This is a genomic window from Methylobacterium sp. WSM2598 (assembly GCF_000379105.1).
Classification (GTDB): Bacteria; Pseudomonadota; Alphaproteobacteria; order Rhizobiales; family Beijerinckiaceae; genus Methylobacterium.
The window spans coordinates 4,254,405-4,278,060 of sequence record NZ_KB900609.1; the positions used below are offsets into that span (position 1 = coordinate 4,254,405).

Genomic DNA, 23,656 nt, shown 5'->3' on the forward strand with positions numbered 1-23,656 from the left:
CCGTGCCGGGCGCCTTTTGAAGGCGTGCGGCCCATCGTGATCGAGGACGTGGATGCGGACCGCGACTGACACTTGGATTGTCATGGTTAACAAATCGTGACCAGCAACAGGACCAACGCCCCGCATCGGGCGACGAGGCAACACGCGCCGGCAGCTCGAACCGGTCGGCCGCACGGATCCCGCTGAGGCCGAGGCGCGCCGCCATGCCCGGGCGCAGGAGCAGGCCCTGGCCGCCCGATCCGAACCAGGCGGCCTCCGCGAAGCCCGGGGGGTGGTTCACTCGGTCGCCACGGGGCCCAGCTGGATGGAGGCCGGCTCGTGCCGTCCCGAGCGGCGGGGCCGCGGGCTCGCCGAGCGGTACGGGGCCGCTCACCGCGGTTCCGCTCAGGCCGCGTCCGAGGTGTTGCGCGAGATGGGCGCAACCGGGTGAGCGTGACCCTGAGCAGCCGTGCCTGCGCCCGGCGCGGCCGCATCGCCGCGCGAGGTCGCACCGCTCATGAGCCAGGCCACCGCCAGCGCCAGGGCTTCGTCGATCGGTCTCGGCCTGTATCCGAGTTCCCTGCGGGCCTTGCCGTCGTCGAACGGGGCCGAGCGACGCGCGAGGCGCACACCTTCGCGCGTGGCGACCGGAGGGCGTCGCGTGAGGTGATCGGCGGCCCACTCGGCCACGGCCGCCACCGTCATGGCGATGCCGGCCGGGAGCGCCACGGACGGCATCGGCCGGCCCGACAGATGCTCCAGCCTGGCCAGGAGTTGCCGAAGCCGAACGTTCTCACCGCCCAGCACGTAGCGCTGACCAGGACGCCCCCGCGCGCCCGCGAGGCGGAGCCCTTCGGCTGCGTCGCGCACGTCGACGAGGTTCAGCGTGCAATCAAGGAAGACCGGTGCATGCCCGTTCAGGAACAGGGACAGCATGGCCGCGGGCGGCGTCATGTTCCGGTCGTCGGGCCCGATCGGCACCGTGGGGCTCGCGATCACGATGTGGCGTCCGGCCGCCGCGGCGGCGAGCGCTGCCTGTTCGGCGAGGCATTTCGACCGCGTATAGGGACCGGACATCCGGTCGAGGGGCGGGAGATCGTCCCCGCGCACCGGCGCAACGTCGCGCGATCGGGTGAGCAGCACGGCCTCGGTCGAGCAATGGACCACCCGCACCGCGGCAGGCGCGGCGGCCAGCAGGCACCTCGTCCCGTTCGCGTGGACGCGGGCGAAGGCCCCCCGGTCGGCGGACCACAGGTGCGGGATCCCGGCGAGATGGTAGACCTGCCCGACCCCGTTCATCGCGACCGAGAGCGCGGCTTCGTCGAGCACGGAGCCGCGGCGATACTCGACGCAAGCCGGAAGGCCGTGCGGGTCGCCGCAATCGAACACCCGCACGGTACGCCCGGCGGCAAGCAGCGACGCGACCAGATGCCGGCCGATGAAACCGCATCCACCCGTGACGAGATCGACGGAGGGCATCGGTAGCCTCAGCAGATCGATAGAGAATGCTAACGCCCCACCGTGATGTGCAATTGATCTTGCTCAAGATGCTCCGAACGGCCGTGCGCCGTGTCCGGCCTTCGGGTGGGGTGGCCGCGACGCTGCGGCCCCCGCGGGCCGGACGCTCACGCCATCTCACGGATCTGCCGCATGGCTTCCGGCGTCAGGAGATGAGCGCCCCATCCGCGCCGCACCACCGCCCCGGCTCCGCCCGGCCGTGCGAGAAGCGCCAGCGCCGCACCGATCACCGGCAGGGCACTCGGCGGGTCGAGACGCACCGGGGTCAACTCCTCCCGCGCCTGCGCGAACGGGCCCGAGGCCGCGAGAAGCTGCGCGGCCGTCGCGAGCACGGCCCGGCGGTTGCCGCTTCGGAGCGCCGCACCCAGGAGCGCCTGCAACGAGAGGCGTGTGCGAATTCCCGGCCGCCCCGTGAGGCAGCGCGGCACGGGTCGTCCCAAGGACACCTGGACCAGCAGATCCGCGAGGTTGAGGCCCGCGAGGGTGGCGGCCATCGGCTCGACGAGGCGCGGATTGCCGTCGATGTAGAGCGGGTGCGCCCCGCTCTCGTCGATGAAGTAGTCGACGGACAAGGCCCCGTGCCAGGCCAAGTGTGCACCGATTCGGGCGAGGTCGCCCGCGACTCCGGGCCGGTGGACGCTCTCCTTGAGGGCCGCTCCACCCCCGGCTCCCTCGATGAGGCGGCGCGTGGCGTGAAATCCGACGAGGCGCCCCTCCTGGAACACCGCCTGGGCCTGCTCCAGCGGCGCGCTCACCCACTCCTGCACGAGGATCGGTTCGCCCGCGGCCGTCGTCCGCGCGATCTCGGCCGCGGCGCGGTCCCGGTCCGCCCGGCACCGGATCGGCCACGTGCTGCGGCTCGCCGTGCCCAGGGCCGCCTTCACCACGAAAGGGTAAGCCTCGTGCCGGGCGATGCCGCGCGGGTCGTCGAGGAGGATCGTTCGCGGCTGAGGCAGGGCGAGTTCGGTCAGGAGATCGCGAAATTCGAGCTTCGTCTGAACGCGCTCGAAGCAGGCGAAGGCCGGAACGGCCAGGGCCGCCAGCGGGTGCAGCTCGTCGGCGACGCGGGAGACGAGGTAGGCCTGCTCGTGGATCGGGAGAAGAACGTCGAATCTGTCCTGCGCCAGCACCTGGCGCAGGAACCGCCGAAAGCCCTTCGGATCCGTGCCGAGCGGCGGGCAGCGGTAGCCGCGAGAGACGAAGCGTGAGAACCGCCCGAGGCAGAACGGCGCCGGGTCGCAGAACGCGATCTCGTGTCCTGCGAGCGCCAGGGCCGTGATGGCTTGGCGGGCAGAGGTGCTGCCGCCTTCGGTCAGGAGAACGCGCACGCGGTGCTCAGCCCAGGTCACCCGGTCATGCCATGGCGGGCTTTTCACGCTCTATACTGGAGCTTACGCGGATCGGCGCGGAGATCAAAGGCGCGATCGTCGGCCTCGAAGGACCGCCGTCGGGCGCCGAGCGGCCAATCCGGCGGGCAGTGTCGACGGTCCGGACGTGGCGCGTCATGGCACCTCAGGCCGCGCGACGCCGGACGCGCGAGCCCCCCCGGCCACAGCGACGCCAGGCGGAAGCGTGTCGGCGCGATGAGGAGACCTCCGCCGGCTGAGACGATCCGCCGGAAGCGACCGAGGCAATCTCCGGAAGGTCGATCATCGGCCGCACGGCCGCTGATCAGGAGTGATCGCTCCGTTCGATCTCATCGAGCACGGCGTCGGGCGCCACATCCTGTCTGAGCTCATCGACTTCGGGATCGGCTTCCGTCTCGATGCCCAGCCGCTCCGTGATGGCCGATACCATCGCGACGAGCTTCGTCACCTCGTGCTCGGCCAAGAGGCTGATGTGAAGATCGAGATCAGCTCGCTTGTCGGCCGCCGCGGCCATGCGGTTCTGGCTGATCAGCACGAAGGTCGACAGGAAGATCGCCTCGACGGACGCCGAGGTGCCCAGGATCACGAAGGACTCGTCCCACTTTGGCAGGATCGGGAGCAGCCCCGCGTTCACGAGGGTCCAGAAGCCGAAGAGCACGACGTGCAGGTAGACGAATGCCATGCTGCCCGTGAAGCGCGTGATCGCCTCGGCCACGCGCTCCTGCGCGGAGGCGGCTCGCTCGGCCGCACTCCTGCGCTCCTGCAGCGTCCGGATGTTGCGGATGAGGGCGGGAGCCAGTCCTTCCGGTTGAGGCGGCGGAAAGGTCGTCCTTGCAGGGGGGCTTTTCCGCTCGTCTTGCCTCGGCATTCGGACGGGCCTCGTGAGGGGGTTTGCCTGACCAACCAGCCTCCGCAACGGGGTGTTCCCGCCGCGGGACGCGGAGCCACCCCGAGGCGCGTCCCATGAGCGTGCCTGCGCGTCCACGTCCAGCGACAAGGATGCCGGCACCCGAGCCCAAAGCGGTCGCCGCCAAGTCCTGACTGCCCCGGGCGCCCTCCATGTCCCGCCGCGCCAGCGTCGAGGCGGTCCCCGGCATGCGTTTCTCCAGCGACGCCGGACAATGTCGCGCTCGATCAAGCGGGTCGTCGCGAAGCGGCCTAGCCTCGCAGGGTGTCCACGCTGACGGCCGGGCCGCATGGGGCGTCCTCCTGGAAAGTTGCCTCGCGGACGAATTGGCCATCATCGCGCGGACCCGCCGCCTGATCCGCACCATCGAGAGCAAGCACCCGGTCAAGCTCGCAGCCCGACCCCGACCCGTCAGGCCCCGCGCCGCAACGCCGGTGCGGGGCCGCCAACCCTGTGAGTGGGCTATGTCCGTCGTCGCATCACCTGTCGTCACGAAGGTTCGGCGCGCGCGCCTGCACGGTTCGGCGGATCCCCGGCCGCGGCTTCGTCGCCGGGCAAACCCGTGGCCGCGGCGCCCCCTCGTCGGGGCCGTGATCTGGCTGGCTCTGACCGGGCCGCTTCACGCGGGAGCCTGCACGGGCGCGATCGAGAGCCTGCAGCGCGAGGTGGACGCCAGGATCGAGCAGGAGGCCGGGAGCGGGCGCACGGCCCCGGAAAGTACGGCTGCGATGCGTCACCGGCAGCCGACGCCCGGATCAATCCTGCAGGCCGAAGTGGCTCTCGGCGAGGGCGGCGCGGCGGCGGCGGCGCGGGCCGCGCTCGCCCGAGCGCGGAGCGCCGACCAAGCCGGAGACCCGGGGGGTTGCGAGGACGCCGTCGCCCAGGCGCGCCGGATCCTGAGAGGATCGTGAGCTGACGGGAGCCCCGGAGAACGAGCGATGTCCCCCGTATCCCCACGACAGCTTGCCCCCCTTGCTCCTGGCCCGCAGGATCAGGCGAGCGCCGGCGCGAGCACGACGACCCACTCCCTGGCGCGACGGGCCGCCGCCGAGGCGAAGCGCTACCTGGGCTTCGCCTCTTACCTCGTCGTGATCTTCGGCACCCTGATCCTCTTCAGCGTGAATATCTACGCCCGAGTCGACCAGGAGGTTCAACACTTTCCGAGTTATCATTTCTACGCGCTCGGCCTGATCAATGCCCTGGTGCTGGCCAAGTTCATGCTGATCGCCGAGGCGGCGAAGGTCGGGTCCCTGACCGGCATTGGCCGGCGCCTGGAGGGAGGGCCGCTCCTCTACGTGATCCTGTACCGCTCGCTTCTGTTCACGGCGGTCCTGGCGGCCGCTTACGTGCTGGAGGAGTTGCTGGTCGGGGCTTGGCACGGGAAGCCGCCACGCGCCGTCCTGCCGGAGATGGCCGGCGGCCCGCGCGGCCTGGCGACTTTCGCCTGGGTGATGTTCGTGGCGCTGATCCCGTACTTCACGTACCGGGAGATCGACCATGCGACCGGTGGCGCGCAGCTGCGCGCGCTCCTGCTGGGGCCTGCCGGGCGGCGTCACGCGGGATCGGGCTCCGAGCCCGGTCGCCCCCTCGGCTCCTGAGGACACGAGGCCATGCCGCGCAGGACGGGCCCGATCCAGCCCCGGAATCGGTTCACGGCGCGCCGCCAGGGGCACCTCGTGTTACCTGGAATGGACCAGGGTGGCCGCGGGCCGGGAGCCCGTATCGGGGCCGAGCGCGGCGCGCCGGCAATCCAGGGCGTGCCGGGCATGCGCGAGCGCCGTCGAGAAGGCTGACAGCTGATCGGCTGCCATGGTCCCGGGCGACCGGCCCAGAACGGACGACACCAGCCCCTGAAACTCGCCCTCCAGCGCCACGAGTTCGGGCGCCTCGGCGCGAGGCGCTCGGTCGGCGATCTCCACCAGCCGCTTGATCGGCCGCCAATCCTCCTCCGACCTCCGCCGGCTCCAGTAGCTCGAGACGGCCGCGAACAGCGAGCCGGCGAGGCTGATGACCAAGCCGCCGACATAGAAATATTGCTGGAACTGGTCGAAGAAGCTCTGGTCCCCGTTGCTGAGATAGGCCGCGACGCCCGGGTGGACGGGCAGGATCGGGCTCTTGTCGTCGGGATCGGGCGCCTCGATCTGGTTGGCGAGCGGCGTGATGGTCGCGAGCTTGGCCTTGGCGGTCAGGATCGAGCGGGCGATCGCGGCCGCCACGACGTTGGGCATCAGTTCCGACGCGGCGAACCGGTAGGTGACGGCGAGCGTCGTGGCGGTGTCGCTCGGCGTGGCGGGCCTCGCCCGGAACGCCCCGGCGGGCACGTCGATCGATTCGAAGCCGGGGAAGCGCTTGCCGATGGCCTCCGCCTCGTCGAGATCGAGGATCGTCGGCGTCCCCCTGGTCGCGTGCGCGATCGCCGCGACCACATCGACGACCTCGCCCGGGGCCACGGGGCCGACCGCGAGGATCGCGGCCAGCTTCTTCTGCTGGACGGCCTGGGCGAGGTCGTCCACCGGCAGGAAGACCCTGCCCACATCCTTGGCGGCGACGTTGAAGTAGCCCAGCACCGTGTCGAGGACCCGGGCATTGGCGGCCTGCAGCGGCCCGGCGGGGATGCCGACCGTCTTGCCCGCCAGGTTGGCGACGGAGCTGACGTGGCTATGGGGCGGCAGGACGAAGGCGACGACGTCCCTGCGCAGGATCACGATGGTCTGGGCATTAGCGGGCGGGGCCGCGTCGCTGCGCACGATCGCGAGGTCGGTCCGGCCCTCCTCCAGAGCCTTGGCACTCCCCCCGAGGTCGTCCACCTGCACGAGTTCCAGGTTGACGCGGGGATGCTGGACCTTGGAGACGGACGCGAAGGCCGCGATGAAGCGGTAGGCCGCGCTGCCCGGCGGGCCCGTGGTGATGCGCAGGTTGGCGTGCGGCGACCAGACATGCGCGAGCCCGAAACCGGCAGCTGCGGCGAGCAGCACCCCGACGAGGGCCAGGGCTCGGCCCCATCCCCTGCGCCGCGGCACGACGGCGACGGAGCTTTCCGGGCCCGCCCGGTCAGGCTCGGCATCGACGGGCTTCGCGTTCCTCATCGTCACCCCGCTCCGGGCGCTTCGGCCGCTTCGGCCGCTTCGGCCGCTTCGGCCGCATCATGCTGGCGCCCCAGGGACGGTTCCGGCTCCGCCATGCGGCGATGGCCCGATCCAAGCGAGCCTAGTCCAGACGTGGACGCGCCTCCCGGGCCCGCTCAGCAATCGTCGCAGGCGCCATCGTGCTTCGGGCGCCTCCGATCGCCGCCGTGATCACGCCGTTCAATCTGCCGGGTCCGTGCGCCCTGACCGCCCCCCTGCGCGCCCTCGCTCACGTCGAGCGGGGGCGTGCTGATCGCTTCCCGTTGCATGCGCTCCAGCTGCGCATCGCTGGGGATGGTGACGCTGCCCTGCGCGAGGACCACACGGGGTTCGGCTCGGCCGGTTCCACCCGCTGCCCCTGCGAGAAGCGAGAGCATCAGGACGGCGGCGCCTGCGTGTGAGTTCGTCATGACCTCATGACCTCCTCCGCGGCAGCCATAGAACGGACAGGGATGCTTCATCTTAGCCCTCATGGGTTCTCCTGACTTGATCGCAAGGGACAGGACCTTACAGCTCCGGCATCGAGGCAGTTTCGGCGGCAAAGGAGCCGCCGCGTTCTCCGCTGCCCCCACGAGTGCCCCCAACGAGCGCGCTGTCCCCATCTGCCGGCAGATTGTCCCGGGCGATCAAGCGGGAGGGGCGGATCTTCGGATGATGCGAGCGGCGAGCGCGAGACTTCGCGTGGGTCTGCCGGCCGGTGGTGCCCTGGCCTCTGCCTCGTCAGCCCCGGCGAGGCGGTCGAGGCGGTGCGCGCAACGCAGCGGCGCGGCATGTCTCGTGCGACTTGTCTCGTGCGACTTGTCTCGTGCGACTTGTCTCGTGGATGCGTCCGCAATCCTGCCGGCCCGTTCGCGATGCTCCCTGCCGAGATCCGGCCGTGACGGTGATGCGCCCGTCGGGATGGAGAGGACGAGGATGCGACCAGCCAATCCGATGGCGGCGGGGATTCGCAAGCTGCTGAGCAAGCTGCTGAGAGAGCCGCTTCTGCATTTCCTGTGTGCTGGTGCCGTCCTGTTCGGCGGCTATTCCTGGCTGAACCGGAGCGCGCCGTCATCGCGCGAGCCGGAGCCGATCAGGATCGGCGAGGGCGAGGTCCGCTGGGTGCGGGACACCTTCTCGAGCCAGTGGCGACGGGACCCGACCCCCGACGAGATGACGGATCTGCTCACCACGCTGCTCCATGAGGAACTGCTCGCGCGGGAAGCCCGGGCGCTCGGCCTCGATCGACAGGACACGGTGGTGCGGCGGCGCTTGGCGCAGAAGCTCAGCTTCCTCGTCGAGGACACGGCCCGCATCGCCGAGCCCGGCGAAGACCAGCTTCGGCGCTTCTACCAGGATCATGCCGAACGCTACCGGACCGCGCCGCGGCTGTCCTTCCAGCAGATCTTCTTCAGCCCGGAGCGCCGGCCACAGGCCGCGGCGGAGGCCAGCGCCGCGCGCACCCTGCTCTCATCGGCCAGCGCCACCGAGACCCTGCCGGACGGGGACCCGCTGGCCCTCGATTCCAGCTTCGCCGACATCGACCTCCAGGCCCTGTCGAGCCTGTTCGGCCCCGCCTTCGCCCGGGCCGCCTTCGCCCTGCCCGTGGGGTCGTGGAGCGGCCCGGTCGAGTCCGCCTACGGCACCCACCTCGTGCTGGTCTCGAGCCGAGCGCAAGGCGCGCTGCGCGGCTACGACGAGGTCCGCAACCTGGTCTCGGAGGACTGGCACAGGGCGAAGGAGCGCGAATTGAAGGACGCCTATCTCGGCAGGCTGCGAGACAAGTACGGCGTCGTCTGGGACGCAGGCGTGCCGCCGCCCATGGTGGGCCCGCTCGGTCGCGAAGCCGCCCCGTCAGCCCGATGAGGGAGCGTCCCGGAATGCTGGCCCGCCTCTGCGCCGTCGCGGCTTGTCTCGGTCTGCTGAGCGTGATCGGCGGCTCGGCCAGTTCTGCCCACGAGGTCCGGCCCGCCTACCTTGAGCTGCGGGAAGAGGCACCGGGCCTTTTCGACGTGCTGTTGAAGACGCCGATGCGCGGGGACCTCAGGTTGGCGTTGCGCGTCAGCTTCTCGGGCGAGGCCGAACCCCTGTCCCCCGTCGTCTCCCGCAGGACCGATGGGGCCATGGTGCAGACTTGGCGGGTTCGCGCCAAGGACGGCCTCTCCGGTCAGAGCGTGCGTCTGGTCGGCCTCGAGAGCACGGTCTCCGACGCCTTGCTGCGCGTCAGCTTCGCGGACGGGCGCTCCTTCGCGCATCGGCTCACACCCGCGGCACCGCAGGCCACGATCGCGGCGGCGCAGAGCGGGATCGGCGTCGCGCGCACGTACCTGTCCCTCGGGATCGAGCACATCCTGCTCGGGTTCGACCACCTGCTGTTCGTGCTCGGTCTCATCCTCGTCACGGACTCGACCCGTCGGCTCCTCTGGGCGATCACGGCCTTCACGGCCGCGCACAGCATCACCCTGAGCGCGGCCGCGCTCGGCGTCGTCCATGTGCCGCCCAAGCCCGTCGAGGCGGTGATCGCGCTCTCGATCGTGTTCGTGGCGGTCGAGATCATCCGTGCCCGCGGGGGCAGGCCCGGGCTCGCGGCGCAGGCGCCCTGGCTCGTCGCCTTCGCGTTCGGGCTGCTGCACGGTTTCGGCTTCGCCGGCGCGCTGAGCGAGATCGGCATGCCCGCGGGGCACATCCCGGTGGCGCTGCTCCTGTTCAATCTCGGGGTGGAGGCGGGCCAGCTGCTGTTCGTCGGCGCCGTGCTGGCGCTTGCCGTTCTTCTCCGGCGCCTGGGCGGCCCGCTTCCGCACTGGACGCAGTTCGTCCCCCCTTACCTGATCGGATCCGTCGCGATGTTCTGGGTCATCCAGCGCGTTGCGCAGTTCTGAACCTCGGTTCGATGAGGCAGCCATGGCTCACCGCACGATCCTGAAGCTCGCGCTGCTCGGCGTGACGGGTCTCTCCTTTGCTGTGCCGGCCTTGGCGGCCGACGGCACGGCGACCGACGTCGGCACGCTGACCAAGGACGCCGCCGACAAGCTCTACCCGGCGAAGCGCCCCTACTCGCCCTACGCGAACCGCAGCTTTCCCAGCCGGCCGTTCTTCGGCGACACCCACCTGCACACGTCCTTCTCGTTCGATGCCGGCGCGTTCGGCGCCCGGCTCGGGCCGAGCGAGGCCTACCGCTTCGCCAGGGGCGAGCAGGTCACCGCCTCCTCCGGCCAGCCCGCGAAGCTGTCCCGGCCTCTCGATTTCCTCGTCGTCGCCGACCACTCGGACAATCTGGGCTTCTTCCCGGACCTGCTGGCCGGCAAGGCCAGCATTCTGGCCGATCCGACCGGCCGGAAATGGCATGACATGATCCTCGATGGCCGCGGCGCGGACGCGGCCATCGAGATCATCATAGCCTTCTCGCAGGGCACCTTCCCCAAGGCCCTGGTGTACCGACCCGACGGGAGCCCCTTTCGCTCGGCCTGGCAGGAGATCGTCAAGGCGGCGGAGCAGGCCAACGATCCCGGCCGGTTCACGGCCCTCATCGGCTACGAGTGGACCTCCAACACCGCGGGCAACAACCTTCACCGCAACGTCATCTTCCGCGACGGTGGGGAGAAGGCTAGCCGGATCGTGCCCTACACGACGATGGCCCCCTTCGGGAGCGACAACCCGCGCGATCTCTGGACGTGGATGGCCGCCTATGAGGAGAAGACCGGGGGCCGCCTGCTGGCGATCGCCCACAACGGCAATGTCTCCAACGGCCGCATGTTTCCGATCGTCGAGCCCGGCACCGGCCGGCGCATCGACCGCGGCTATGCCGAGGTTCGGGCGAAGTGGGAGCGCCTCTACGAGGCCACGCAGATCAAAGGAGACGGGGAGACCCACCCCTATCTCTCCCCGAACGACGAGTTCGCGAATTTCGAGCGCTGGGACAAGGGCAATCTGGACCTGACCGCGCCCAAGACGGCGGACATGCTGCAGTACGAGTATGCCCGCTCGGGGCTGAAGCTGGGCCTGAAGCTGGAGGCCGAAACGGGCGTCAACCCCTACAAGTTCGGCTTGGTCGGCTCGACCGATTCCCATACCGGGCTGAGCGCGGTCGAGGAGGACAACTACTTCGGCAAGACGTCCGCGATGGAGCCGAGCGCGGAACGCAGCAGCCGCGTCTTCGTCAAGGGCGCGGCCGGAACGATCTACGAGTGGGAGACCTCGGCCTCCGGCTACGCGGCCGTGTGGGCGACGGAGAACACGCGCGAGGCCCTCTTCGACGCGATGGAGCGTCGCGAGACCTATGCGACGACGGGCCCGCGCATGCTGGTGCGCTTCTTCGGCGGATACGATTTCGAGCCGGCCGATGCCAGGACCAGGAGCCCCGCGCTTGCCGGCTATTCCAAGGGCGTTCCGATGGGCGGCGATCTCGGCGCGGCTCCTCCCGGCAAGGCCCCGACCTTCCTGGTGGCGGCCCTGAAGGATCCCATCGGGGCCAATCTCGACCGCTACCAGATCGTCAAGGGCTGGCTGGACGACCGGGGGGAGATGCAGGAGAAGGTCTATGACGTCGCGTGGTCGGGCGAGCGCAAGCCGGGCGGCGACGGGAAGCTGCCGCCGGTCGGCAACACGGTCGATGTCGCGAGCGCAACCTGGAGCAACAGCATCGGGAGCCCCGAGCTGATCGCCGTCTGGAAGGATCCTGACTTCGACCCGAAACAGCGGGCCTTCTATTACGGCCGGGTCCTCGAAATCCCGACACCCCGATGGACGACATATGACGCCAAGTATTACGGGGTGAAACTGAGGCCAGACGTGCCGACATCGCTGCAGGAACGCGCCTACACGTCGCCGATCTGGTACTCGCCTGCCGAATGAGGGCCGTGAGACGGTATCCGGTGGGCTGAGGGCGGGGCGGATACGCCCCTGCCCCGCGAGGGTCTGGTGGGCCCCGACCGGGTACCGGCCATGGGCTGGCCGCCTCAGGTGCGGACCTGATCGCCTGGAACGCCGCGGCGTGGCCTGGCCAGAGGCGGCCGGCCTGCGCCAGGCGGACGTCGCGCCGCCCACCCGCGAGGCCCCGCCGGAGGCCGACAGATTGGCCCTCGACTGGCGGATGGCCCGGGGCGCGCCGGTGCTTGCGAGGACTGCCCGGGGGCATCATGAGGCATCCCAACCCGTGGGATCATGCGAACGGGCCGCCCTCGCACGCGTTGAGCGGACGGGCCGGTCCTCACCGGCAGCCAACTGGGAGACCCGGGAGGCGCATCGCCGACCATGGCCCAGCCGCAGGATCCTCGACCGTGGTACCGCAGGCGGTTCGTCGTGTTCATCGCGGGCGGGTTCGGCGCGCTCGCCGGCATCGCCCTCGAGCGATACCTCGGGTCAGAATTCGCATGGGGCGCGGGAGCGCAGGTCTTCGCGCAGACGCTGGTCACGGGGCTCGTTGCGATGCTGATCCTGTGGCTCGTGGAGCGCGCGGCCTCGTGACGGCCCCCGCGCGAGAGGCTGAGCACGACGGGGTCGGCGTAGCAGCACTTGCGAGAGCGCCGCGATCGGCTGTTACTCCGATGACTTCCAGCCCGCCCCGCCGTGGCCGGCGTCCTTCGTCGAGGGAATGAGCCTCGCGCGGGCGAGGGGCGACCCAGCAAAGGAAGGCCGCTCCCTAGGAGCGGCCCGAGGTCGGGGAGGAGATCCCGAAGAGTCCTGCCGCGCCGCCGTCGCAGGGCGGGCGAGCATCCACATCGTGCCATGCCGCGGTGTGCGCCGCTTGACCCGGTGGGACTCCGCCTCCACCGGCCCGTCCTGCCAGGGCGGGCTCTCGTCGCCCCATACGGGGGCTTGTGCGCACGGGCCGCCCTCACGCGCGACGACGAGCAGAGCCCCGTTTCCGGGAGAGGCAGCCATGGCAGGAATGATGTGGTCGCGGGTCCGGACGGCGATTGGGCGCACATCGCCGAGATCGCCGAGCAGGTGACGGCGCCGTCGGCTCGATCTCGGCGATCGCGCTTGAGGCGGCGGAGGGCGTGAACGGAACCGTTACGGTCGTCAGACCGCAAGGCGGTAGCGGCACCTTGCTGCCGCCGACTCCAACCATGCGGCGGCAGCGCCCCGACCTACGGGTCGAGCAGATCTGGACCCATCAAAGGCCCTTACCACCGCCACTGCCAGAGCTTTGAGAGCCCTGAGGAGTTGTTATCTCGATAAACCTATTTTCGTACCGGGTTGTATTCCAGGTCAAACATCCAGTTCCGGCAATGGAGCCGCCAGTCACTGTGTCGAGTTCTTTTTCAGAGATGTCTCCGACCCGAGCATGGCCGGGATTGTCGGCTGGCGAGCCGCCGTCTTGAGAAGAGGTCTTGGCCGAAGGCATGGTCATCCCCGGAGCCTATCGTCGATTTCTGGAACGTATCCGACTTCCGCCTGGTCGAGAAGCCCGCTGAAATACTTCAGGCCACGGCAGCGGCAGCGGTCCTGCCCGCGGCGGCCCTTGCGACTGGTCTGCCTGCCGCTCCGCTTCATGCACCGATCGCCCGGCGCAACCGTTCCAGAGCAGGTTCGAGAGGTAACAATGGCTCTGCCGCGTCCGTCTCGCCCATGATCAGCCCCGTGTCCGGGGCGATTCGGGGAACCCAACGCCCGCGGTCTCGTTCCTCCATCGAAGCGAAGTTCCCCTGCAGCGCGCGCCCGGCGAGGTCCTACTCCTCCGCTGGGCGTTCGTGCGTCTGGCGAGCGGAGGAGACGAGCGATGGACGAGAAGCGTGTGACCGGGGAGAGCAACAAGGTGGCTGGCCAGGTCCAGGGCGCAGTCGGTGACCTGACTGGCGACACCAAGACCCAAGCGGAAGGCGCCCTCCGGGAGGCTCGGGGCACCGCCGAGAACCTGGTCGGACAGGCCAAGGACGCGGCGAGCCGCTTGGCCGACCAGACCGCTGATCTGGCCCAGGATGCGCTGAGGAGAGGCCGCCAAGGTCTCCCCGGTGCTGACGAAGTCTACCGGCGCGGGAATGAGGCGGTCAGGCCGTACACGCAGGACGCGCCGCTTGGAGCGCTCCTGGGGGCCGTCGCTGTCGGATACCTGCTCGGCTACCTGATCCACGGCCGGCGTTGAGCGAGCCGCAGCGGCTGGGCCGACAGGTCTGGATCACCCTGGCCCCACTGCTGCCCGCCCCGATCCTGGGCCGAGGCCACCGGCGTGAGCGGTCATGCCGCCATCGCATGCCAGCCATCTGGCATGTGGCATACCAAGGCGCGTTGTGCAGTGCCACATATGGTGCATCGCACAACGCCACTCGGGAACGCCTCAGATGATCGCCCTCGCCCTGCTCAGCCTCGTCGCCGCCGCTGCCGTGAACGCGTCGCTGGTCCTGGTCGCCGCCGATCGCATGACCCCGCGCGCGCCCGCCCCGGCCCTGCCGCTGGTCGCCAGCAACGAGAACGAGATCCTGGCCGCCAAGCTCGCTGCCTGAGCGGCACCGCAGCAACGCAGATCAGCACCCCCGCCCAGCACGCCTGCGAGCGGGGTGTTGCGTTGCGTGACGCTTCGAATGGTCCAGTTCTCCGCCGCGCAAAGCCCTCGAACAGTTGGCAGCGAAGCGCGTTGAGGGCCGTGTCCATCTCGGAGGCGAACCCATGCGCTCAACAACACTCGCTCTGGCTGCCACGCTCACGTTGACAGGTGCCGCTTTCGCGCAGACCACGACCGCTCCAGGCAGCGCCGAGAGCAACATGAACAACCCCGGCAGCGTGAAGAGCAACGCCGAGAAGGGAATGCCGGAGCGTGGTGCTCCCGCGGCGACCGGAACGGTGACGGCGCCGGCCCCGGGGATCGCTCCGGTTGCTCCAGGCGCGGGCACGTCGACCACTGCCCCAAGCAGCCCGACGAACTCCACCGCCCCGTCGCGGTGAGTGCGTGATCGGCTGAACGTGCGGTGCTTCGGCCGGGCTCCCTTCTCTCGGGAGCCCGGTCACGGACCAGGGAAAAACCGGCCTCATCCGCGGGCGGCGCCCATCGCTGCCTTCGCCCACCCTGGGACGCAGCACAGCTGGGCGGTCTCGAAATCCCGAAGGCGGCCCGATGGCCTCCGCGGTCGGGTCAGTGTCGGGCCGCCGCGGGATGGTCGACGGGATGCCGCTGCCCAGCGGATCGATCCGGCGCCTGACGCCTCGTTCGCGGCGCAGATGACCTGCCCCCGCGGGCGTGGCCGGACATCGGCTGAGCGGGCCCGCTCAAGCGGCCGTGCGCGAGGCACCACCCACCTCAGATCTTGATCTGCGCACCGATCTCCACCGCACGGTCCACGGGGATGCCGAAGTAGCGCGACGCGTCCGTCGCCGAGCGCGCCAGGGCGATGTACAGGCGGTCCTGCCACACCGGCATGCCGGTCTCCGGCGAGGCCACCAGGACCCGCCGCGTCAGGAAGTAGGACAGGCTGGCTTCGTCGAGCCCGGCGGCCGCCAGGGCGCGCGGGAGGTCGGGCATCTCCTTGAAGCCGAACCGCACCGTCACGCAGGAGAAAGCGTCGGACAGCCGCCTGACCGTGACGCGCTCCGCGTCGGTCAGGCGCGGCAAGTCCTCCGTCACGACGTGCAGGATGAAGTTGTGGGCGTGCAGCACCCGATTGTGCTTGACGTTATGAATCAGGGCGCCGGGCGTGTCGCTCGGCGTTCCGGTCAGGAACACCGCCGTGCCCGCCACCCGCTGAACCGACCCGGTCTCGGCCATCCGCGTGAACTCGGAGAGCGGCAGGCACCGGCGGTGGATCTCCTCCGCGATCAGGGCCGAGCCATGCCGCCACGTCCACATCGCCGTGACGAGGGCGGCCCCGATGGTCAGCGGCACCCAGCCGCCATGGAAAACCTTGAGCGCGTTGGCCGACAGGAACACCAGCTCGATCAGCAGGAAGGGCGCGAGCACCAGCGCCGCCAGGGCCGGCGACCAGCGCCAGAACTTCCAGGCGACGGTGAAGAGCAGGCACGCGGTGATGACCATGTCGCCGGTCACGGCGATGCCGTAGGCGGCGGCCAGCGCGCTCGACGACTCGAACAGCAATACGAGGAACACGACGGCGACCAGCAGCCACCAGTTCACCCGCGGAATGTAGATCTGCCCCTTCTCCGTCTCGGAGGTGCGCTGGACGCGCATTCGCGGCAGCAGGCCGAGTTGCATGGCCTGCTGGGTGATCGAGAAGGTGCCGGTGATCACCGCCTGGCTCGCGATGATGGTCGCCACGGTGGCAAGCAGCACCATCGGCAGCAGGGCCCAGGAGGGGTAGAGGAGGAAGAAAGGGTTCTCGATCCGCTCCGGGTGGGCAAGCAGCATCGCGCCTTGCCCCAGGTAGTTGAGGGCCAGCGCCGGGAGCACGAGGCCGAACCAGGCCGTCCGGATCGGCGAGCGCCCGAAATGTCCCATGTCGGCGTAGAGCGCCTCAGCCCCCGTCACGGCCAGGAACACGGCCCCGAGGGCCAGGAGCCCGGCCGTGCCGTGGCCGAGCAGGAAGCGGATGCCGTGGGCCGGGTTGAGGGCGGCCAGGATGCCGGGATCGTCCGCGATGTGGCTCAAACCTCCGAGCGCCATGACGATGAACCAGAAGGCGGTGATCGGTCCGAAGAAGGTGCCGACGCGGGCCGTCCCGTGGCTCTGGACGGCGAAGAGGCCGATCAGGATGGCGAGGCTGATCGGCAGAACGTAGGGCTCGAAGGCGGGCGTGACGAGTTTCAGGCCCTCGACGGCCGAGAGGACCGAGATGGCCGGGGTGATGATCGCGTCACCGTAGAACAGGGCGACCCCGATCATGCCCAGCACGATGACGAAGCCGCCGTGGTGGCCGAGCGCGCGCTGGGCCAGGGCGACGAGGGAGGGGGTGCCGCCCTCGCCGTTGTTGTCAGCCCGCATGACGAGGAGCACGTACTTGAGCGTGACGATCAGGATGAGCGCCCACAGGATCAGCGAGACGACGCCGAACACCATCTCGCGAGTGAGGGCGTGGGCGCTGCCGCTGGCCGCGTGCAGCGACTCCTTGAGCGCGTAGAGCGGGCTGGTGCCGATGTCGCCGTAGACGACGCCGATGGATCCTAAGGTGAGCGCCCAGAAGCCCGTCTTCGAGCCGTGCTCGGCGCTCGCCGGCAATGGAGCGTGCGCCGCAGGAAGGTCGGGCTTTGCAAGCGTATGCATCGGCTTCGCTCTCTGGCCAGGCCACAGATCAAGTCTGAGGACCGACTTCAACGGCCGTCGCGTGGGGATCGTTCGATCACCGCCCTCGGCCCGTCGTCGGGAGCGCGTCGTCAGTCGTGGCCGCGCGGAACCGACGTTCCATGAGCTTCCCCGGCCGGGGATGCTCCAAGTGGCACATGGTGTCATGTGAGACCAACGACGGTCTCTCGGACGCTTCAATCCGCAAGGATGGCGTGTCAGGACATGATCCGCCTGGGCAACACGAGGCTGCGACGGGCGTGGCGCGCACGTTCAACGGCCGAAGACAATCTTCTCCGAACAGCACGGCACGATGCCCGCTCACCGCCTGCTCGCCCACGACGACGAAGTCAGTCAAGCTGTGTGGCGGGCCCGATATCGTCCCATGGAAACGGAGTGCGCCCATGCAGCAAGCACACTCTTCTATGCCGGAACTCTCTGCGACATGCCCCGGATCCGCGCCTGCCCCCCGCGGACGAGGCAGCAAGCCTGCGGGCGCCCTGGTCGAGCGGCCATCGGAACGGCGGGGCGGGCGCCTGCCGGCCCTTGGCGAGGCGCAGCCCCGTGATCCCCTGGGCGACTCGGTGGGATGCCGGGCGCCTCGACCGGCCGTCTGAGCGGGAGCCGGGCGGTTGGTCACGCTGAGCGGCCGGAGCAGCCACCGGGCGGCGTGCGCCAAGGCCGGCAGGCGCACGACGAGCGCCGAAACTGGCCATGGCGGCCCGGACATGCGATAGAGCCGCGATGACCAACAACAGCCTGCACCCCTTCGCGATCGAAGTGTCACCGCTCACCACGCCCAAAGGCCATTTCGGCTGGGCGATCCGCAAGCATGGCAAGCTCCTGGAACGGTCGGATCGGCCGCATGAGACTGAGGCCAAGGCGCACGCTCGGGCTCTCGCGGCGCTGGAGCGGACTGCCCACCCGGGGGCGGGGGCGCGGCGCTGACCGCCTGGCAGGGGGCGGCCCGACGGCGCGTGCGGCTCCGTCCTCGATTGTGCGGCGGCAGCACTCTCCCGCCGTAAGAAGTCTGTTCTGGGCGGCGGTCCCTCGGGCAGGTGCGCCGACACGGACGGGACCTCGGCGAGCCGCGTGGTGCAGCGCCGTGTGCGCACCTCACACGTCGTCGGTCAGGCCCGCTTCTCGCCCGCGCCGACATCGCGCTGCCGCGCCCGAACCGGGAGCGCGTTGAGCCCGCGCAGAGCGATGCGCTCCAGGAGGTGGGAGATGGCAGAGAGCATCACCCTTCTCGGTCCGTTCCGCGAGGCGTCGGACGACTTTGCTGAGAACCTGCAGGGCGGCTAAGCCCAACGCGACCAAGCGTGGAAATCAGGATGGCGTTCAAGGCAAAGTCGGCTTCAGAGACAAAGGCGGCGGAGTTGGCATCCGCAATCATCCGCATAGCGGATCGGGAGAGTGCTCCGCTCACGATCGGCGTGGAGGAGCTTCGACGCGCCAACCCGCGCCTGACGCCGCTGGCGATCGGGCAGATGTACCGCAAGCACCGCGACAGGCTGGAGGCGGCTCTGGCAGAGCGCGGCTACATCCTCATCACCTACGCCGACCAGGGCCCGGGCCGCGGGATGGAGTTCGAGATTGGGGTCGGGTGAGCGCTGCGGTTGCCGGGCGGAGTGATCCGCACCACCGGACCCGGGAGCAGGCCGTGCCGTGGCCTGACGAGGGCGCTCGCGAAGACGCGATGTCGGCATCGGCAGCGACCCCGAGCCGACCATGCCTGCTCAGCCCTCTCCGCCGTCAGCACGCTCATGCGCTTCAGCCTCTGCGGCCGCCCGCGACCGGATCTGATCCATGATGGGGATGAGCAAGGGCGGCACGTCCATTCCGTACGCGTCCAGCAGCAGCCCGGCCGTGATCAGGGCACTCATGTGCGCGTCCGGAACCTCCTCTCCGGCCATGTGAGCGCGGAAGATGCGGTCGGCCAGAAGGTTGGCCATGCGCGAGACTTCCGCGAGCTTTTTGGTCTGATCTATCACGTCACGGCCCCGTGTCGGATCGAAGCTCGCACGTTACCCCGCTGTCTTTCAGTGCTCGCCGCGGGTGCCGTCGGCGTGATAGCGGAAGCGGACGCTTACGCAACCGATGTTCCCGCACAGAATCAGCAGGCAAGCACTGAAGCATAAAGTAGGGCTCTACAGGTTAGTGAATTGCCGTAATGTGCTTGCCGATCCACTCCAAGAGAATGTCAGCAATATCGAGACTATTGTCGTCCTGCATGAGCATGTGCGAATTCCCTTTGATGCCGATGTCCGGCAACACGATGATCTCGGCCTTGCCACCCGCAGCCGAGACAGCGGCCACGAAGGCGCGGCAGTTCTTCAGGCGCGGCGCCCACCGCGAGAACTCATCGACGTAATCGCCGAACAGCACGAGGATAGGCACGCTCTTGTAGGGGGTGAGATCAGCCGTCGGCTCGGGACACGCGGCCGGCTCGATCGAGACGATCCCTGCCACGCCCTGGGTGCTGAGGGCGGCGGTCTGGAACGGGTAGATGCCCGACTGCGAGTGGCTCATCAGCACTGTTCCGCCGATCTTCTGCGCCAGCTCGGATAGCGCGTGGACCGTCGGGTTCGGGGTCGGCAGGTTCGCCGCGCTGTCGGCAACCATCTGCTTCCAGAACTCGGCTTGCGCCGCGAGCGGAAAGCGCATGCCGGGCATCACCTGCGGATATTCGTGGCCGAACCGGAAGATGGCCCAGGCGCCCTCGTGCCCGGCGGAGAACACGGTCGGCAGTTTGTCGGCAGGCGCTTTGCCGAGACGGACCGCATTGATGGCGGACGGGTCCGTGGCGGACCGGCCGCGCCAGACTTGATCGATGACATAGGTCGGATGTCCGTGACGCACGAAGTACTCATCCCAGCCCATCCGGCCGTCGGGCGTCGTCTCCCAGGTTTTGCCGGTCAGGCAGCAGCCGTGGATGAGCGTGATGGGCACTCCCGCCTGGCCTGCAGGCGCCTGATAGCGCACGTACATCTGGTCGACGGTGATGGTGCCAGACGGGTCGTAGTTCGGCAGGGTCGACAGGGTGTCGGACCTCACCTCGCGGCCGCCGACGAAGAAGCTGCCTTGCTTGGCGATGGTCAGCGGGCCGGGTTCGGGCCGCGCGGTCTGAGCGAGAGCTGGGGCTGCGAGAGCGCATAACGCGGCGAGCAGTGCAAAACGCATAAGGGCGCCCTCCCTAGGGCCGTCGGTGTCGTTGAGCGTGCTGCAGAGAAGGTAGGACACGTGGCCGAGGCGGCCATCGCATCCTCGAACGTGCCCTCGGCTGCAGTGCGCCCGGAGCCCTCTAGGCCGCCCAGCCGCCGCAGGCCGCCAATGTGCCGCCAATGTGCCGCCATGTGGGTCACGTCCGGCTTCCGGGCCTGCTGCAAGGCCATGTGGCCGAGCCCGCCGATGCCCAGGACGGCAACCACGTCGCCGGCCTCGGCGCCGGACGTCCTGAGCGCGTTGAACGTGGCAATGCCCGCGCAGAGGATGGGCGCGGCCTCTTCGGCGCTCAGTGCGTCCGGGATCGAGACGAGACCCGTGGCGCGCGCAGGCACCATCTCGGCATCGCCGCCATCGCGGGAGGCGCCCACGAGGGGCTGGTTCCGGCAGAGCTGAAACAGCCCTCGGCGGCATTGGGCCAGGCGTTGCAGTGGCCGCCCAGGCGGCCGACGCCGACGCGCTGCCCCGGTTTCCAGAGCGTCGGCACCCCGTCACCCGGAGCCACGATCCGCCCGGCACCCTCGTGGCCGGGCACTCGCGGCGGCCGCGGCGTTGGATGGGCGTCGGCGATGGCGGCGGCGTCGGCGCCGCAGATCCCGCAGGCCTGAACCGCGATCAGCACCGGGCCGGCTCCCGGCTCGGGGGTCGTCCGCTCGACCTCGTCAAGGGTGCCGGAGGTCGTGACCTGCATGGCCCGGCAGATCGGCCTCGTCACAACGCGCTCGACCGGCCCGCGACGTCGGCGACCGGGCGGGCACCGGAAGCGCGCACCGCGCTCCACGCCAGGGCGCCCACCGCCGCCAGAAGGGGTAGGAACGAGATCCAGAGGACCACATCCCAGCCGTAGCGGGACAGGAGGCCGCCCGACGAGAACGAGCCCACCGCCATCGTCCCGAACACCGCGAAGTCGTTGAGCGACTGCACGCGCGCCTTCTCCTCGGGACGGTGGCACTCCAGCACCATCGCCGAGGCGCCGACGAAACCGAAGTTCCAGCCCACACCGAGCATGACCAGCGCGATCCAGAAATGCGCGACGTCCACGCCGGCCAGGCCGACGCCGGCAGAGACCGCGGTCAGCGCCAAGCCGGTCGCGACCACGCGCGGCGCGCCGACGCGCGTGATCAGCCGGCCGGTGAAGAAGCTCGGTCCGTACATGGCGATCACGTGCCATTGCAGGCCGAGGTTGGCGTCCTCCTGCGACAGGCCGCACAGGTGCATGGCCAGCGGCGCCGACGTCATCAGGAAGTTCATCAGCAGGTAGGACACCACCCCGCAGATCACGGCCGTGATGAACCGGGGTTGGCGTGCGATGACGCCGAGCGGACGGCCGCTGGCCAGCTCCTGCGCGGTCGGCATCGGCAGCCGCACGCCGAGCAGAACCAGGGCCGAGACGGCGGCGACGGCGGCTTGCGCCAGGAACGTGGCCGCGAACAGGTACGGCGGCCACAGGCTCATCGTGTGGGTGACGAGCTGCGGGCCGATGATTCCGGCGAAGACCCCGCCGGCCATCACGGCCGACAGCGCCCGCGGGCGCCGCTCCGGCCTGACGCAGTCGGCGGCGGCGAACCGGAACGAGAGGACCACCGCGGCGTAGGCGCCGCCGAAGAAGGTGCCGAGGCTGAACAGCCAGAACGAGCCCAGCACGATGGCGAGGGCGGACAGCAGGCCGACGAGGACACCGCAGCCCGTCCCGGCGAGGAACGCGGCGCGGCGGCCATGGCGCCGGGCGATGGCGCCGGCCGGCAGGGTGCAGGCGGCCATGCCGACCACGAAGATCGAGATCGGCAGCGTCGCCAGAACGGGGCTCGGCGCCAACATGCTCCCGACGATGGCGCCGGTCGCGTAGACGACCGTCGAGTTCGCGCCGGCGAGCGCCTGGGCGATCGCCAGCCGGAGGACGTTGCCGGTATCGGACCGCGCAGGGCGAGCGGGCGCGGGCCCGCTCGCCGGACCGGCTTCAGCGTGCGACATGGGATCTCTCAGGCCGTGAGGAGGATGTGCCAGCGCGTGTCGCGCGGCGACGGGCGGCGGTGCAGGCGGCGGTCGAGCAGGGCGCGCGCTTTGGCGGCCTCGCCACCGCGCATCAGCGCGACGAGCAGCGTGTCCTCGATGATCTCGCGCTGGGCGCCGCTGCCGCCGATGCGCGTCACCTCGGCCGCGACCGGCTCCAGGATGCGCACGCAAGTCGCGTAATCCTCCTCCGCGAACGCCAGGACGGCGCGACAGATCGCGGGCACGACCGGACCGGCCGTGAGGCTGCCCGCCGCCGCAAGGTCGGTCAGGGCGCCGATGCGCGCCTCCGCAGCGGCCCTGTCGCGGGTTGCGGCTGCCAGCAGGCCCATATGCGCGTCGGCGAACGCGAAGCCGGCCTTGGTGAAATGGCCGCTCGCGTAGGCCTTGGCATCGTCCCACAGCCCGGCCGGCACCTCGTAGCCGTAGGCCTGCATGCGCCAGAGCAGCGAGACGGTGTCCGAGACGACGTTGATGGGCAACCCTGCCGTCACCGAGGGCTGGACGTGCGCGGCGTAGATCCTCAGAGCGTGCTCGGGATCGTCGCGCTCCAAGGCGGACAGCGCGGCGTGCCAGGCGATGTGGCCGTGCAGGATCCCGGAGCGGTCATAGCCCGGCAGCCAGTCCGTGATCAGCGCCTCGGCCTCCTCGCCCGCGCCGTCCTCGAACATGGCGTGCGACAGGGCGTGGGCCCCGTTGGCATTGTTGCGCCGCAGCGCGAACCCGCGCTGTGCCAGGTCGCGGCCGTACCTGACCGCGCCGTTCTCGGCATGGGACCAGCCTCGGTAGGAGACGAACCACCAGTCATCGGCCGCGAAATGCGCCGCGTGGCGCTCGCAGAGGTCAACCCGGGCCTGATCGTGGTTGGACATGCCCGAGAAGGCCAGCAGACCGAAGGCCCCGAGCGGCAGCGACAGGATCAGCACGTCGCGCGGCCAGGCGTCGGCGTGGGCCAGCGCGCTTTCGAGTGCCTTGGCGGACTGCCCGGTCACGGCCAGGCTCAACGTCGCGACGTGGCTCCGCTCCCGCGGGGTACCGTTGCGGGTGACGACCTCGTGCGCCTTCTCGATCCGCGTGCGTGCTGCGGCGGTCTCACCGCGCATCGCGTGCAGGCGCGCCCGCGCCGCGTACGCCAGAGCAAAATCCGGATCGGCCGCCACCGCCTCTTCCAGGGCCTCCGCCGCGCCCGGCCACGCCGACAGGAGAAGATCGACCCCTTCCCGGTAGCGCGCGGCGGCACGGTCGGAGGTGGTCGAGAGGGGCAGGCCGCGGCGATCGAGGTGGGCCATGACAGGTTCCTGGGCTCGGTCGTGTGGCAGCGCGGGTGGATGCCCGCCCTGCGGTCAGGTGCGTCGGACCCCGCCGTGCATACCGGACCGCC

At 70.0% G+C, this 23,656-nt stretch carries 21 protein-coding genes; 10 read left to right on the forward strand and 11 right to left on the reverse strand.

The features are described from left to right. Positions 1 to 384: 384 nt before the first annotated feature. From MET2598_RS0120250 to MET2598_RS0120260, 3 genes are all read right to left on the reverse strand, one after another. Positions 385 to 1,458, reverse strand: a complete 1,074-nt coding sequence (locus MET2598_RS0120250) for an NAD-dependent epimerase/dehydratase family protein (protein ID WP_018262124.1) — start codon at positions 1,456 to 1,458, stop codon at positions 385 to 387. Positions 1,459 to 1,604: 146 nt separating this feature from the next. Then, a complete protein-coding gene (locus MET2598_RS0120255) occupies positions 1,605 to 2,825 on the reverse strand; it encodes a hypothetical protein (protein ID WP_018262125.1) in 1,221 nt (406 codons plus the stop codon). A 343-nt stretch (positions 2,826 to 3,168) separates the two neighbouring features. Beyond that, on the reverse strand, positions 3,169 to 3,732 hold the full coding sequence (locus MET2598_RS0120260) for a DUF1003 domain-containing protein (protein WP_026190838.1): 564 nt from the start codon (positions 3,730 to 3,732) through the stop codon (positions 3,169 to 3,171). 629 nt (positions 3,733 to 4,361) lie between these two features. On the opposite strand from MET2598_RS0120260, the gene MET2598_RS0120265 reads away from it, so the two are divergent. Continuing rightward, a complete protein-coding gene (locus tag MET2598_RS0120265; RefSeq protein WP_018262127.1) occupies positions 4,362 to 4,682 on the forward strand; it encodes a hypothetical protein in 321 nt (106 codons plus the stop codon). 27 nt (positions 4,683 to 4,709) lie between these two features. Beyond that, positions 4,710 to 5,369 carry a hypothetical protein gene (locus MET2598_RS0120270; protein WP_018262128.1) on the forward strand — a complete coding sequence of 220 codons (660 nt, stop codon included), beginning with the start codon at positions 4,710 to 4,712 and terminating at the stop codon, positions 5,367 to 5,369. Positions 5,370 to 5,450: 81 nt separating this feature from the next. On the opposite strand, the gene MET2598_RS0120275 is transcribed toward MET2598_RS0120270, so the two are convergent. Further along, complete coding sequence (locus MET2598_RS0120275; RefSeq protein WP_018262129.1) at positions 5,451 to 6,857, reverse strand: TAXI family TRAP transporter solute-binding subunit; 1,407 nt, start codon at positions 6,855 to 6,857, stop codon at positions 5,451 to 5,453. 155 nt (positions 6,858 to 7,012) lie between these two features. Next, entirely contained in the window at positions 7,013 to 7,306 is a 294-nt protein-coding gene (locus MET2598_RS42245; RefSeq protein WP_198293025.1) for a hypothetical protein, read from the reverse strand. Between the two features lie 505 nt (positions 7,307 to 7,811). On the opposite strand from MET2598_RS42245, the gene MET2598_RS0120285 reads away from it, so the two are divergent. From MET2598_RS0120285 to MET2598_RS42250, 6 genes are all read left to right on the forward strand, one after another. Then, a complete protein-coding gene (locus MET2598_RS0120285) occupies positions 7,812 to 8,741 on the forward strand; it encodes a peptidyl-prolyl cis-trans isomerase (protein WP_236728762.1) in 930 nt (309 codons plus the stop codon). Positions 8,742 to 8,755: 14 nt separating this feature from the next. Beyond that, positions 8,756 to 9,754 (forward strand): HupE/UreJ family protein, encoded by a 999-nt coding sequence (locus MET2598_RS0120290; RefSeq protein ID WP_018262131.1) that lies wholly within the window; start codon positions 8,756 to 8,758, stop codon positions 9,752 to 9,754. Between the two features lie 22 nt (positions 9,755 to 9,776). Continuing rightward, positions 9,777 to 11,726 (forward strand): DUF3604 domain-containing protein, encoded by a 1,950-nt coding sequence (locus MET2598_RS0120295; protein WP_018262132.1) that lies wholly within the window; start codon positions 9,777 to 9,779, stop codon positions 11,724 to 11,726. Positions 11,727 to 12,125: 399 nt separating this feature from the next. After that, positions 12,126 to 12,338 carry a hypothetical protein gene (locus tag MET2598_RS41365; protein WP_157182216.1) on the forward strand — a complete coding sequence of 71 codons (213 nt, stop codon included), beginning with the start codon at positions 12,126 to 12,128 and terminating at the stop codon, positions 12,336 to 12,338. 1,258 nt (positions 12,339 to 13,596) lie between these two features. Next, positions 13,597 to 13,959: a CsbD family protein gene (locus MET2598_RS0120310; protein WP_018262134.1), complete on the forward strand. Its 363-nt coding sequence runs from the start codon at positions 13,597 to 13,599 to the stop codon at positions 13,957 to 13,959. Between the two features lie 196 nt (positions 13,960 to 14,155). Beyond that, positions 14,156 to 14,317 carry a hypothetical protein gene (locus tag MET2598_RS42250; RefSeq protein ID WP_012331451.1) on the forward strand — a complete coding sequence of 54 codons (162 nt, stop codon included), beginning with the start codon at positions 14,156 to 14,158 and terminating at the stop codon, positions 14,315 to 14,317. Positions 14,318 to 15,108: 791 nt separating this feature from the next. Here MET2598_RS42250 and MET2598_RS0120320 read toward each other — a convergent pair. Beyond that, entirely contained in the window at positions 15,109 to 17,022 is a 1,914-nt protein-coding gene (locus MET2598_RS0120320) for a potassium transporter Kup (RefSeq protein WP_012331450.1), read from the reverse strand. A gap of 762 nt (positions 17,023 to 17,784) precedes the next feature. Between MET2598_RS0120320 and MET2598_RS0120325 the strand changes: the two genes are divergently transcribed. Together MET2598_RS0120325 and MET2598_RS0120335 are read left to right on the forward strand one after the other, a co-directional pair. Continuing rightward, complete coding sequence (locus tag MET2598_RS0120325; RefSeq protein WP_012331449.1) at positions 17,785 to 17,988, forward strand: hypothetical protein; 204 nt, start codon at positions 17,785 to 17,787, stop codon at positions 17,986 to 17,988. Positions 17,989 to 18,374: 386 nt separating this feature from the next. Then, a complete protein-coding gene (locus MET2598_RS0120335) occupies positions 18,375 to 18,650 on the forward strand; it encodes a hypothetical protein (RefSeq protein WP_012331447.1) in 276 nt (91 codons plus the stop codon). A 129-nt stretch (positions 18,651 to 18,779) separates the two neighbouring features. Here MET2598_RS0120335 and MET2598_RS0120340 read toward each other — a convergent pair whose 3' ends face one another. The 5 genes from MET2598_RS0120340 to MET2598_RS0120360 form a co-directional block, all read right to left on the reverse strand. Further along, on the reverse strand, positions 18,780 to 18,995 hold the full coding sequence (locus MET2598_RS0120340; protein WP_018262137.1) for a hypothetical protein: 216 nt from the start codon (positions 18,993 to 18,995) through the stop codon (positions 18,780 to 18,782). Between the two features lie 202 nt (positions 18,996 to 19,197). Further along, on the reverse strand, positions 19,198 to 20,223 hold the full coding sequence (locus tag MET2598_RS0120345) for an esterase (RefSeq protein WP_036270925.1): 1,026 nt from the start codon (positions 20,221 to 20,223) through the stop codon (positions 19,198 to 19,200). A gap of 331 nt (positions 20,224 to 20,554) precedes the next feature. Continuing rightward, entirely contained in the window at positions 20,555 to 20,956 is a 402-nt protein-coding gene (locus tag MET2598_RS42920) for an alcohol dehydrogenase catalytic domain-containing protein (RefSeq protein WP_236728763.1), read from the reverse strand. A gap of 20 nt (positions 20,957 to 20,976) precedes the next feature. After that, positions 20,977 to 22,236, reverse strand: coding sequence for an MFS transporter (locus tag MET2598_RS0120355; protein WP_018262140.1), 1,260 nt, complete (start codon positions 22,234 to 22,236; stop codon positions 20,977 to 20,979). An 8-nt stretch (positions 22,237 to 22,244) separates the two neighbouring features. Then, positions 22,245 to 23,564 (reverse strand): tetratricopeptide repeat protein, encoded by a 1,320-nt coding sequence (locus MET2598_RS0120360; RefSeq protein ID WP_018262141.1) that lies wholly within the window; start codon positions 23,562 to 23,564, stop codon positions 22,245 to 22,247. Between the last annotated feature and the right edge of the window lie 92 nt (positions 23,565 to 23,656).